This is a genomic window from Baekduia soli, assembly GCF_007970665.1.
Lineage (GTDB): Bacteria > Actinomycetota > Thermoleophilia > Solirubrobacterales > Solirubrobacteraceae > Baekduia > Baekduia soli.
Genome location: NZ_CP042430.1, coordinates 4,756,942 through 4,769,493, shown reverse-complemented (window position 1 = coordinate 4,769,493; position 12,552 = coordinate 4,756,942). Strand labels below are relative to the sequence as shown.

The 12,552-nt window shown below is 70.9% G+C and carries 10 protein-coding genes and 1 pseudogene; 9 read left to right on the top strand and 2 right to left on the bottom strand.

Annotated features, from left to right (window positions below; translation table 11 throughout):
* Positions 1-122 precede the first annotated feature (122 nt).
* Positions 123-1,091, top strand: a complete 969-nt coding sequence (locus FSW04_RS23130) for an LLM class flavin-dependent oxidoreductase (RefSeq protein WP_146922550.1) — start codon at positions 123-125, stop codon at positions 1,089-1,091.
* 81 nt (positions 1,092-1,172) lie between these two features.
* On the opposite strand, the gene FSW04_RS23125 is transcribed toward FSW04_RS23130, so the two are convergent.
* Positions 1,173-3,317, bottom strand: coding sequence for a glutamine synthetase III family protein (locus tag FSW04_RS23125; RefSeq protein ID WP_146922548.1), 2,145 nt, complete (start codon positions 3,315-3,317; stop codon positions 1,173-1,175).
* Positions 3,318-3,566: 249 nt separating this feature from the next.
* Between FSW04_RS23125 and FSW04_RS23120 the strand changes: the two genes are divergently transcribed.
* Genes FSW04_RS23120 through FSW04_RS23110 form a run of 3 tightly spaced genes read left to right on the top strand, consistent with a single transcriptional unit; the run spans position 3,567 to position 6,676 of the window.
* Positions 3,567-5,045, top strand: coding sequence for an ammonium transporter (locus FSW04_RS23120; RefSeq protein WP_146922546.1), 1,479 nt, complete (start codon positions 3,567-3,569; stop codon positions 5,043-5,045).
* On the top strand, positions 5,042-5,413 hold the full coding sequence (locus FSW04_RS23115; RefSeq protein ID WP_146922545.1) for a P-II family nitrogen regulator: 372 nt from the start codon (positions 5,042-5,044) through the stop codon (positions 5,411-5,413). The genes FSW04_RS23120 and FSW04_RS23115 overlap by 4 nt, the downstream gene beginning before the upstream one ends.
* A gap of 12 nt (positions 5,414-5,425) precedes the next feature.
* Entirely contained in the window at positions 5,426-6,676 is a 1,251-nt protein-coding gene (locus tag FSW04_RS23110; protein WP_146922544.1) for a PucR family transcriptional regulator, read from the top strand.
* A 7-nt stretch (positions 6,677-6,683) separates the two neighbouring features.
* On the opposite strand, the gene FSW04_RS23105 is transcribed toward FSW04_RS23110, so the two are convergent.
* Positions 6,684-7,295: a hypothetical protein gene (locus FSW04_RS23105; RefSeq protein ID WP_146922543.1), complete on the bottom strand. Its 612-nt coding sequence runs from the start codon at positions 7,293-7,295 to the stop codon at positions 6,684-6,686.
* A 247-nt stretch (positions 7,296-7,542) separates the two neighbouring features.
* Here FSW04_RS23105 and FSW04_RS23100 point away from each other — a divergent pair, with 247 nt between their 5' ends.
* The 5 genes and pseudogenes from FSW04_RS23100 to FSW04_RS28770 all read left to right on the top strand — a co-directional run.
* Complete coding sequence (locus FSW04_RS23100) at positions 7,543-8,283, top strand: MlaE family ABC transporter permease (RefSeq protein WP_146923967.1); 741 nt, start codon at positions 7,543-7,545, stop codon at positions 8,281-8,283.
* The gene (locus tag FSW04_RS23095) at positions 8,283-9,080 is read left to right on the top strand and encodes an ABC transporter permease (protein ID WP_146922542.1); all 798 of its coding nucleotides are present in this window, start codon (positions 8,283-8,285) and stop codon (positions 9,078-9,080) included. Before FSW04_RS23100 ends, FSW04_RS23095 begins: the two co-directional genes overlap by 1 nt.
* A 7-nt stretch (positions 9,081-9,087) precedes the next feature.
* Positions 9,088-10,023 carry an ABC transporter ATP-binding protein gene (locus tag FSW04_RS23090; RefSeq protein ID WP_146922541.1) on the top strand — a complete coding sequence of 312 codons (936 nt, stop codon included), beginning with the start codon at positions 9,088-9,090 and terminating at the stop codon, positions 10,021-10,023.
* A gap of 123 nt (positions 10,024-10,146) precedes the next feature.
* Positions 10,147-11,487 carry an MlaD family protein gene (locus FSW04_RS23085; protein WP_146922540.1) on the top strand — a complete coding sequence of 447 codons (1,341 nt, stop codon included), beginning with the start codon at positions 10,147-10,149 and terminating at the stop codon, positions 11,485-11,487.
* Positions 11,484-11,747, top strand: a pseudogene (locus FSW04_RS28770) (MlaD family protein); the annotation flags it as partial. The gene FSW04_RS23085 and the pseudogene FSW04_RS28770, both read left to right, overlap by 4 nt.
* Positions 11,748-12,552: the final 805 nt, after the last annotated feature.

Below are 12,552 nucleotides of genomic sequence, written 5' to 3'. Positions count from 1 at the left end.
CAGCGACCTGGCCGGTCGGATGGTCCTTCGGGCGCCACGCCGCGCCCACGGCACGCGAGGATGTCGTCGACGCACCGCCCAGCGCCGCACCCGCCGCGCCATCCCATCCCCCGGAGGAACCCATGACCGATCCCGTGCCCGTCGGAGTGGCGCTCGGAAGCCAGGTCCATCCCGGCCGGCTCGTCGAGCTCGGCCGCCGGTGCGAGGAGCTCGGGTTCAGCGAGATCTGGCTGACCGAGGACTACTTCTACACGTCGGCGGTCGCGGGCGCGGCGGGGATCCTCGGGGTCACCGAGCACGTCCCCGTCGGCTTCGGGATCCTCTCCGGCCTCGTGCGTCACCCGGCCGTCCTGGCCATGGAGATCGCGACGCTCGCCCACATGCACCCGGGGCGCGTGCTGCCGGGCATCGGGCTCGGGCTGCCGATGTGGCTCGAGCAGATGCGCCTGAGGCCCAGGTCCCAGCTCGGCGCGCTGCGCGAGGTCTTCGGGGTCCTGCGGGGCCTGCTCGCGGGCGAGCACGTGACCTCCGACGGCCTCTTCGGCCTCGTCGACGTCCAGCTCGAGTACCCGGCGCCCGAGGTCCCGCTGCTGTGCGGCGTCATCGGGCCCAAGATGCTGGCGATGGCCGGCGAGGTCGCCGACGGCGTCGTCGGCTCGGTCATGGCCGGCGAGACCTACCTGCGGGTGGCGGCCGAGCGGATCGCCGCCGGCGGCCCGACGCCGCTGGGCTTCCGCGCGCTGGTGCTGTTCGCGTGCGACCGCGACGGCGCGCGCGCCCGCGCCTCCGCGCGCGAGTCGTTCGCGTTCTTCCTGACGACGATCGCGCCCAGCCACCTCGTCGAGGTCCACGAGGACCGCGACGCGATCCGCGCGCTGGCCGCGCAGGGCGCCGACGCGATGGCGGCCGGGATGGACCCGTCGTGGATGGAGGACCTGGCGGTCGTGGGCACGCCGGACGAGTGCGCGGCCAAGATCGCGGGCCAGCTGCAGGCGGGCGCGACGACCGTGTCCCTGTTCCCCGCCTCGCCGCCGGACGCCGACGAGCAGTTCGCCCTGGCCGGCCGCGAGGTCCTGCCGCAGCTGGCCTAGCCGCCGCCGGCCCGCCCGGCGACGACGGAGGCCCCGCCTGGGCGGGGCCTCCGGGTGCTGCGCCGGTCCTGCCCGGGGGAGCTACTTGATGAAGAGCATCTCCGAGTACTTCGGCAGCGGCCAGAGGTCGTCGGCCACGATGCGCTCCAGGCGGTCGGCGATCTCGCGGACCGCGTTCATCGCGGTGATGACGGTGTCGCGCATGTACTTCGCGTGCGCGAGGCCGCCCTCGGGGCCGTCGTGGTCGTTGGCCTTCTCGAGGTCCAGGAGCCGCGCGTGCAGCTCGGTGATCAGCGGCTCGACCTCCTCCACGAGCGCGTCGACGCCGCCGGCCCGGAGCTGGGCGAGGTGGCGCACGGCGGCCGGCAGGATCATCGTGCGGGCCATGGAGGCCGCGGTCTCGGCCTCGATGTTGACCTTGGTCGCGTACTGCTCGACGAAGACGTCGTAGCGCGACTGCAGCTCGCGCTCGGAGAGCACGTTGTAGGTCTCGAACGCCTTGACCGTCTGCTTGTTGACGATCCACGGCAGTGCGTCGGGCGTCGTGGGCAGGTTGTGCAGCCCGCGCCGCTCGGCCTCCGCGTGCCATTCCTCGGAGTAGCCGTCGCCGTTGAAGATGATCGCGCTGTCGTCCTCCCAGACGCCCTTGACGACCAGCGGCACCGCGACGCCGATGTCGCCCTTGGCGGCCTTGAGCTGCTTCTCGAGCTCGACGGTCAGCTCGTCGATCGCCTCGGCGACGATCGTGTTGAGCACGGTGTTGACGAAGCCCAGCGACATGCTGGAGCCCAGGGCCCGGAACTCGAACTTGTTGCCGGTGAAGGCGAACGGCGAGGTCCGGTTGCGGTCCCCGCCGTCGCGCGGCAGCTTGGGGAGCACCTCGGCGCCCAGCCCCATGAGGCCCTTCTTGACGCGGCGGCCCTTGCCCGTCGCGATCTTGGTGAACGCCTGCTCGAGCTCGGCGCCCAGGAAGATCGAGATGATCGCGGGCGGCGCCTCGTTGGCGCCCAGGCGGTGGTCCTGGCCGATGTTGGCCACCGAGGCCCGCAGGAGCGCCTGGTGCTTGTTGACGGCCTTGATCACGGCGGCGCAGAAGAACAGGAACTGCGCGTTCTCGTCCGGCGTGTCGCCCGGGTTGAGCAGGTTGTGGCCGGTGTCGGTGCCCATCGACCAGTTGTTGTGCTTGCCCGAGCCGTTGACGCCGGCGAAGGGCTTCTCGTGCAGCAGGCAGACGAACCCGTAGCGGCGGGCCACGTTCTGCATGATCTGCATCGTCAGCTGCTGGTGATCGGAGCCGACGTTGGAGTTCTCGAAGATCGGCGCGAGCTCGTACTGGGCGGGCGCGACCTCGTTGTGGCGCGTCTTGACCGGCACTCCCAGCTTGCGCAGCTCCTCCTCGCTCTCCATCATGAACGCCAGGACGCGCTCCGGGATGGAGCCGAAGTAGTGCTCGTCGAGCTCGTGGCCCTTGGGCGGCTTGGCGCCGAACAGCGTGCGGCCGGTCGTGTAGAGGTCCGGGCGCTCGAAGTAGTACTGCTCGTCGATCAGGAAGTACTCCTGCTCGGGGCCGACGGTCGTGAAGATCCGCTGCGCCTCGGTGTCGCCGAAGAGCTTGAGCGCCTTGATGGCGCACCTGGACAGCGCGTCCATGGAGCGCAGCAGCGGGATCTTGTGGTCCAGCGCCTCGCCCGTCCACGACACGAACGCGGTGGGGATGCACAGGAACGTGCCGTTGGGGTTGTCGAGGATGAAGGCCGGCGACGTCGGGTCCCACGCCGTGTAGCCGCGCGCCTCGAAGGTGGCCCGGATGCCACCGGTGGGGAACGAGGAGGCATCGGGCTCGCCCTGGACGAGCTCCTTGCCCGAGAACTCGGCGATGGCGTGCCCGTCGCCCGTCGGGTTGTAGAAGGAGTCGTGCTTCTCGGCGGTCAGCCCGGTCAGCGGCTGGAACCAGTGCGTGTAGTGGGTGGCGCCCTTCTCCATCGCCCACTCGCGCATGGCCTGGGCCACGGCGTCGGCGAGCGAGGGCTCCAGGGGCTGGCCGGCCTCGAGCGTGGCCAGCAGCTGCTGGAAGACGTGCTTGGGCAGGCGCTGGCGCTGCTCGTCGATCGTGAAGACGTTGGCGCCGAAGAGGTTGGCGCCGGGGACGGTGAGGTCGGTGGTGCCGAGGGCACCGCCGTTGACCGACCACTGGGCGGCGGTGACGTTCTGCTGGCGGGTTCTCATGGGTGGGCGCTGACTCCTTCGTGTGCGTGCGGGGCCGACTCGCAGTCGGGGCGGCACCAGCGAGCCTAGTTCGCGCGCCCGTGAGGCGCCTTGTACAGGTGTCCAAAGAGCGGCGGAGGCGGTTCGCCCTCGGGTCAGGGCCCGTTCGACCACGTGGTTAATCGCACCGGACGATCTTTCGACATCGGGCTAACGACCGGGGGTCGATGCCCGAACAGACTGCCGGGGCACGCTCGACTAGGAGGTCACATGAGACGTTCCCTGACGGCTCGCGCGCTGATGTTCGGTGCGTTCGCCGCGCTTATCCTGCCTGCCACGGCATCCGCCGACGTCTACGACCGGGCCGGCAGCCAAGGACTGCTGCAGAGCGTCGGCATCAACTCGATGTGGGTGATCGTCGCCGGCGTCCTCGTGATGTTCATGCAGGCCGGGTTCGCCTTCCTGGAGATCGGCTTCTCCCGGGGCAAGAACGCGGGCACCATCATCGCGAAGATCCTCGTGAACTTCTCCATCGCGGCGATCCTCTACTGGGCCGTCGGCTTCGCGTTCGCCTTCGGCGGTGACACGGGCCACGTCCTCGGGACGCATGGGTTCTTCCTGCGCGCCTACGGCGATCCCAGCACCGCGTTCCCGATCATGGGCTTCTCGGACGCGACGATCGAATCGAAGTTCTTCTTCCAGTTCGTGTTCTGCGCCGTGTCGCTGGCCATCGTCTGGGGCACGACGCTGGAGCGCGTCAAGTTCGGCGTGTACATCCTGTACGCGATCGTGTTCTCCGCGGTCATCTACCCGATCGCCTCGGGCTGGGTGTTCGGCGGCGGCTGGCTGCAGGTCAACGTCGGGATGCAGGACTTCGCCGGATCCACGGCGGTGCACCTCATCGGCGCGACGGGCGCCCTGGCGGCCCTGCTGCACCTCGGGCCGAGGAAGGGCAAGTACGGACCCGACGGCAAGCCGCGGGCCATCCCCGGCCACAACATGCCCCTGTTCGGCCTGGGCATCTTCATCCTGTGGCTCGGCTGGTTCGGGTTCAACCCGGGCTCGACGCTCAACGCGCTCGACGGCCGCTTCCCCGAGGTCGTGATCACGACGAACATCGCCGCCGCCGGCGGCGTGCTCACCGCCGTGGCGACCGCGTACTGGAGGACGAAGGCGATCGACATCGGCATGGCCGGCAACGGCGCCATCGCCGCGCTGGTCGCGATCACCGCGGGCTCCGGCTACGTCGTCCCGTGGGCGGCCCTGGTGATCGGCATGATCGCCGGCGTCATCGTCGTCCTCGGCGTCTACGCGATCGACAAGTACATCGACGATCCCGTCGGTGCGCTCTCGGCCCACGGGCTCGCGGGCATCTGGGGCACGCTGGCCTGCGGCATCTTCACGCACCCCGACCTGGCGGCGTTCAACGCCGTCGGCAAGGGCGGTCTGATCTACACCGGCTCGTTCGAGCAGCTGGGCCGCCAGGCCCTCGGCGTGGTCGTGGTCTTCGCGTTCGTGTTCGTCCTGAGCTACGTGGCCTTCGGCATCATCAAGGCGACCTACGGCATGCGCGTCTCCGAGGAGGAGGAACTGGCCGGACTGGACATCTCCGAGCACGGGATGTACGGCTACCCGGAGCAGTTCATCCCGGCCCCGGAGCTCGTCGGTTACGGTGCCGCACCCCAGGGCACGGCCGCCGCGAGCGGCATCGGGCCCATCACGAGCCACACGGAGGTTCCCGCAACATGAAGATGGTCGTGGCCTATATCCGGCACGAGGCGTTCGAGCCGATCCGCACGGAGCTCCTCGACCTCGGGTTCCCCTCGCTGAGCATCAGCGAGGTCAAGGGCTCGGGCCGTCAGAAGGGCATCACCGAGCGCTACCGCGGAGCGGAGCTGACGAACTACCTCCGGCCCAAGGTCAAGCTCGAGTGCGTGGTGTCCGACACCGACGTGCAGACGATCGTGGACACCGTCCTCAAGCACGCCCGTACCGGCGCCGTGGGTGACGGCAAGGTGTTCGTCATGCCCGTCGAAGAGGCCTATCGCGTCCGCACCGGGGAGGCCGGCGAGGAGATCCTCCAGGCCCACCCCGATGCCGCCACGACGACTGCCTAGGAGATCCGGTCGATGGGTGAGGCGGCGGAGGACCGCGGGGCGGCAGCCGCCGCCTCACCGACCGGGTCGCTGGTCGAGCGACTGCGACAGGTGCACCTGCGGATGGTGGACGCCGTGCTCGGCGGCGACGGCCTCCAGCAGGTGGCCGCCCTGGCCGCCGAGGCGGCCGGGGCGCCTGTCGCGATCATCGTCCCGAGGCTGGACGCCGCGGCGGGGGCCGGCGGCGAGCACGGGGTCCGCGAGCAGACGCTCGAGGACGTCCGGCGCTACGTCGTCGACCGCATCGGCGACCGGCCCTCGCCGGTGCCCGAGGGCCTCGCGGCCGAGGTGCCGATCCAGTCCGGCGACGACGTCGTCGGCGCCGTGGTGCTCCTGCGCTCCACGGATCCCGGCCACCCGGGCCCCTCGCCCGAGGCGGCCGACTTCCTGCACCTCGCGGCGGTCGCCTGCCTCACCGAGGTCGCCGTGGAGGAGGCCAAGGAGGAGGTCGAGCAGAACCTGCGCGGCTCCTTCCTGGAGGACCTGCGCTCCCGGCCCGACCTCGAGCCGCGCGAGGTCGTGCGGCGCGCGGCCCGCCTGGGCTGCGACCTGGCCCGCGGCGCGGTCGTGCTGTGCGCCGAGCTGACGACCGACCGCCCGCGCCACGTCATCGCGACGATCACCGGCGACGAGCCGGGCGCGCTGGCCGAGCATCTGGACGGCCGCGTCTACGCGATCCTGCCGGGCACCGGCGGCGACGACGCCCCGGACACGACGACGGCCCGCGCCCGCGCGCTGGCCACCCGCCTGCGCCGGCACGGCACGGTCGGCGTCTCGAGCTTCTACTCCGACCCGGCCGAGCTGCCGCGCGCCATCCAGGAGGCCGAGCTGGTCCTCGACGTCCTGAGGCAGAACCCGCCCACCGGCGGGGGCTGGGACGGCGTCCAGGACATCGGCACGGGCACCTACCGGCTGCTGTTCCGGGTGCTGGCCAGCCACCCGGAGGAGGTCCGGTCCTTCTACGAGGACACCGTCGCGCCGATCGTGCGCTACGACGACCAGTACCGGACCGACCTCGTCGGCACCCTCGAGTCCTACCTCGAGCAGAACTGCAACATGAACGCGACCGCCTCGGCGATCTACGCGCATCGCCACACCGTGGCCTACCGCCTGGAGCGCGTGAAGGAGCTCACGGGGCTGGACCCGATGCTCTCCGAGGACCGCGAGCGCCTGGGCCTCGGGCTCAAGGCCTACCGGATCATCGCGCCGCGCCTGCCGAAGTAGGCGCCCGCTAGGGGCTCGCGGTCACGACGTCGCCCGTCTTCGGGTCCACCGTGGCCTGCGGCGGGGTGCGCGACACCATCACGCGGAACACGCCCGACGGGTCGTCGCCGGACGGCGTCTGGGCGCGCGCGCGGCCGTTGAGCCCGGCGGCGACGCGGTAGCGGAGGGTGTGCGAGCCCGCGACGACGGGGGTCACGCGCCACACGAAGGAGCGGGTCTGCCCGGCCGGCAGCGGCCCGAGGGCCCACGTGCTGACGTAGGCCGTGCCGCCCCCGCGCGGCTCGGAGTCCACGATCCACAGCGGGGTGGTCGGATCCGAGAGCCCGGCGTCGGCCGAGCGGCTCGTGAAGCCGCCGCCGCCCTCGGCGTCGTCGGCGGTGATCGTCACCGCGATGTCGGGGATCGTCCGGGTGTCGGCGTTGCGGACCGTGACCCGCATCGTCGAGCTGCCGGCGATGCTCTGGCGCTCGGGGAACGAGGCGTCGGTGACCGCCACCTTGAACGTGCCGGCGGGCTCGTTGGCGTCCTGGCGCTCACCGCCGCCGCAGCCCACGGCGAGCGCGCCCGACGCCGCCGCGACGGCGCAGGCCGACCGCCATCCTCTCCGGGACCCCTCCACTGCGCGCTGACCGTACCAGAGGGAGGTGCGGTGGGCCGCGGGTCGAATTCGACGGGGTGCGGGGGCCGCCCGGTTCCCGTTTGCCACCCGCCGAAGTGGTCCCATACACTGGCCGCCGGTGGGAGGCCCCGAAGAGAAGCGGGGCGTGCCGAAGGTGGTGGAAGGAGAGGTCCCAGACCGCGTGGTCAGCACGGTTGCCGATCGGGCATTCGCCCCGGCGAAGAGCCTGCTCGAAGAAGTAGGCGACATGATGATCCTGACGGGGAAGACCCTGGTGTCGGCCCTGCGCCCGCCGTATCCCTACGGCAGCGAGTTCGTGGGGCAGTTCCTCTTCGCGCTGCGGCTCTGCTGGCTGCCGCTGCTCATCTCCACCGTGGCCGTCTCCTACGGCGCCCCCGGCCTCCAGGCCGCCAACTTCCTCATCCTGTTCGGCGCCATCGACCGCCTCGGCGGCTTCTTCGTGCTCGCCGTCATCCGCGAGTTCGCACCGTTCGTGTGCGCCATCATCGTCGCGGGCGTGGCCGGCACGGCGATCACCGCCGACCTCGGCGCGCGCAAGATCCGCGAGGAGCTCGACGCGCTGCAGGTGCTCGGCGTCGATCCGGTCAAGAACCTCGTCGTGCCGCGCTTCCTGGCGCTCATGCTGGTGACCGGACTGTTCGACGTGTTCGCCATCATCTTCGGCGTCGCCGGCGGCCTGATCGCGATGCTGGTCAACGGCGCGCCGCTCGGCGAGTTCTGGGCGACGTTCTTCACCAACGCGTCGACGACCGACCTGTGGGGCTCGCTGCTGAAGTGCACCATGTTCGGCGCGATCACCGCGATCGTCTGCTGTTACAAGGGGATGACCGCCTCGGGCGGCGCCGAGGGCGTCGGCAAGGCCGTCAACCAGGCCGTCGTCATCACCTTCCTGGGCGTCTTCGCGTTCAACTACGTCTTCACCCAGACCCTGCTGGCCACGCATCCCGAGATCACGGTGATCAGGTAGTGGGTGGCTGGCTCGCCCTTCCGCGCGAGTGGATCACGTCGTTCGGGGAGATCGCGAAGTTCTGCGGCAAGGTCCTCGGGCAGGTCTACAGCCTGCGGGTGCTGCACTTCTTCGGCGAGACGCTGCGCCAGTGCGGCGTGCTCATCCTGGGCTCGACGATCGTCATCTGGGGCCTGGTCTTCATCGTCGGCCTGCAGTGCGGCATCGAGGGCGCGTACTTCACGCGCGCGCAGGGCGCACCCGCCTACGCCGGCGTGTTCGCGGCCTGGTGCGACCTGCGCGAGATCGTGCCCTACGGCTTCGGCTACATGATGTCGGCCAAGGTCGGCACGGGCATCGTCGCCGAGCTGGGCTCCATGCGGATCTCCGACGAGATCGACGCCCTGGAGGTCATGGGCATCGACTCGGTCCTCTTCCTCTGCGCGACCCGCCTGCTGGCATCGTGGCTCGTGCTGCCCTTCATGTACATGTCGGCGGTCGGCGCCGGCTTCTTCGCCAGCTACCTCGCGGTCGTGCAGCAGATCGGGGAGGTGTCATCGGGCGGCTTCTCGCTCATCTTCTGGATGTTCCAGAACCCTCCAGACCTGCTCTACAGCGTCATCAAGGGCATGGTCATGGCGACGGCCATCGTCCTCGTCGGCTGCTACTACGGCTATCACGCGGGCGGGGGACCCGTGGGCGTGGGAACGGCGACCGCGAAATCCATGGTGTTGAACATCGTCCTGGTGCACCTCATAGGCATGCTCGGGACCCAGGTGTTCTGGGGCGCCAACCCCAGGGCGCCGATCGGAGGCTGACCACGTCATGTCCGAGACCCCACGAGATCCCCGCGACGGCGACGGCACGGGCGCGCCGCCGGCCGCCGGCGCCGACCGCCCGGCCGACGACCGGCCCGTGCGCGCCTCAGTCGTGCGCGAGGCGCCGCCCGCGGGCGCCGACGCCGACGAGTACCAGTGGCACACCGGCCTGAACCGCCCGACCGGCGTCCCCGACGCCGTCGAGTTCGTCGACGTCCACAAGGCCTTCGGGCGCAACAAGATCCTGCGCGGCCTGAACATGGGCCTGCCCGAGGGCAAGATCTCGATGATCCTCGGCCCCTCGGGCACGGGCAAGTCGGTGTGCATCAAGCACATGGTCGGCCTGCTGTACCCCGACGAGGGCGACGTGCTCGTCCACGGCGCGTCGGTGCCGAACATGACCGACGACGAGCTGTTCGAGATGCGCAAGAAGTTCGGCGTGCTCTTCCAGGACGGCGCGCTGTTCGGCTCGATGAACCTCATCGACAACGTCGCGTTCCCGCTGCGCCAGCACACCGACAAGTCCGAGGAGGAGATCCTCGACATCGTGCGCCGTCGCCTGGGCGAGGTCGGCCTCGGCCACTCCGAGGACAAGATGCCCAACGAGCTGTCGGGCGGGATGCGCAAGCGCGCCGGCTTCGCCCGTGCGCTGGTGCTCGACCCCGACATCGTGCTCTTCGACGAGCCGGACTCCGGGCTGGACCCGGTCCGCACCGCGCTGCTGTGCGAGCTCATCCAGGAGATCCACGAGGAGAACGGCGGCTGCTACACGGTGATCACGCACGACATCATGAGCGCCCGCCGCGTCGCCGAGTACATCAGCGTGCTGTGGAAGGGCCGCATCGTGGAGTCCGGCCCGGCCGAGGAGCTCTTCAACTCCGAGAACGCCTTCGTGCGCCAGTTCCTGTCCGGCGAGTCCCAGGGGCCGCTGGGCATGGAGTGAGCGGCACCCGCCGCGCACCTGGTCCCGACCACGACACCCCGCCCTGCCCTCGCCGCCCGACATCCCGCCGACCGCCGCGCCCCGCCGCACGCGGGCTGACCGCCGCCCCGCCGGGGTGGCGCGATGACGCCCGCCCGCGGCCTCGCGCTCGCGGCGATCGCGGCGGCGGTGGTGGTCGTCGCCGTGCTGCTGCTGACCGGCCGCAGCGGGCACGAGTACACGCTGCTCTTCCAGAACGCGGGCCAGCTCGTCAAGGACAACGACGTGCAGATCGGCGGCCGGCGCATCGGCCGGGTGGCCGAGATCAAGCTCACGCCCGACAACCTGGCCCGCGTGCGGATCCAGGTCGACGCGCCCTACGCGCCGCTGCACCAGGGGACCACCGCGCAGATCCGCGCCGGCTCGCTGTCGGGCGTGGCCAACCGCTACATCGCGCTGAGCCCCGGGCCCAACTCGGCGCCCAAGCTCGACGACGGCGCCACGCTGGCCCTGGACCGCACGACGGCGCCCGTGGACCTCGACCAGCTCTTCGACACGCTGGACCCCCGGACCCGCAAGGCGCTGCAGGACGTCATCAAGGGCTCGGCGACCCAGTACGCGGGCAAGGGCGCCCAGGCCAACGAGGCGCTGAAGTACTTCAACCCGGCGCTGAGCACGACCTCGCGCCTGGTCAACGAGCTCACCCGCGACCAGCAGTCGCTGCAGGACTTCGTCACCTACACCGCGCGGGCGACCACCGCGCTGGCCGAGCGGCGCGACGACCTCTCGGGCCTGGTGGCCAACGCGAACGCGGCGTCGGGCGCGATCGGCTCCGAGAGCGCGTCGCTGGACCAGGCGCTGACGTCGCTGCCGAGCACGCTGCGCAACGCCAACAGCACGTTCGTCGACCTGCGGTCCACGCTGGACGACCTCGACAAGCTCGTCGACGCCAGCAAGCCCGTCGCGCCCAAGCTCGCGCCGTTCTTCCGCCGGCTGCGCCCGCTGGTCACCGGCGCCCAGCCGACGATCGACGACCTGAGCACGCTCATCAGCAGGCCGGGGGTCGACAACGACCTCATCGACCTGCTCAAGAAGCAGCCGCGGCTGACCAGGGTCGCGGGCCCGGCGTTCCAGCACACGATCGCCGGGCTGCGCCAGGGCACGCCGGTGCTCCAGTTCATCCGGCCCTACGCGCCCGACCTCATCGGCTGGTTCCGCGACTTCGGCCAGACCACGGCCAACTACGACGCCAACGGCCACTTCGCCCGCATCTCGCCGCTCGTCGGCGCCTTCCAGCTCACGACGAGCCCGTCGGGCACCCGGACGCTGAACCCGCTGCCGGCGAGCCAGCGCGTCACCGGCCTGGAGGCCGGCAAGGTCCGGCGCTGCCCGGGCTCGGCCACCCAGACCGCCGCCGACGGCTCCAACCCGTACACCCCCGAGGGCTCGGACTGCGACCCGAGCATCGTCCCGCCCGGCCCATGACCCGGCGCCTGATCGCCATCGCCATCGCCCTGTGCGCCGCCGGCGTCGTGCTCGTCCTGGGCACGGGGGCGGGGGACACGAAGGGCTCATACCGCGTCCGCGCGATCTTCGCCAACGCCTTCACCGTCATCCCCGGCGAGGACGTCAAGATCTCCGGCGTGCGGGTCGGCAAGATCGGCGCGCTGGACGTCACGCCCGACAACAAGGCCGCGGTCGTCCTGGACATCACCGAGCCCGGCTTCCAGGACTTCCGCAAGGACGCCACCTGCACGATCCGCCCGCAGTCGCTGATCGGCGAGCGCTACGTCGAGTGCACGCCGACCCAGCCGCGCGCCGACGGCGACCCGGCCGCGCCCGCGCTGGACAAGATCCGCTCGGGGCCCGGCAAGGGCGAGTACCTGCTCCCCGCCTCGCAGAACACGAAGCCGATCGACCTCGACCTCGTCGGCAACATCATGCGGCTGCCCTATCGCGAGCGGCTGTCGGTCATCATCAACGAGCTCGGCACGGGCCTGGCCGCCAACGGCGACGAGCTGCGCCAGGCCATCCGGCAGGCCGACCCGGCGCTCCAGCAGACCGACCAGGTCCTGGCGATCCTCGCCGAGCAGAACAAGGTGCTCGCCGATCTGGCGACGAACGGCGACAAGGTGCTCGCACCGCTGGCACGCGATCGCGCCAAGGTCGCCGACTTCGTGTCCAAGGCCAACACGACCGCGGTCGCGACCGCCGAGCGGCGCGGCGACCTCGAGCGCAACATCCAGAAGCTCCCGGCCTTCCTGCGCCAGCTCAAGCCGACGATGCAGCGCCTCGGGGGCCTGGCCGACCAGATGACGCCGGTGCTCACCGACCTCGGGTCGTCGGCCCCGTCCATCAACCGCTTCATCAAGGAGCTCGGCCCGTTCAGCCAGGCCGGGATCCCGGCGCTGCAGACGCTGGGCGACGCCGCCGACGTCGGCGACCAGGCGCTCATCAAGAGCAGGCCGATCGTCGGCGATCTGCGCACGTTCGCCGGCCAGGCCAAGCCGCTGACGCGCAACCTGAACCTGCTGCTGACCAGTCTGAGGG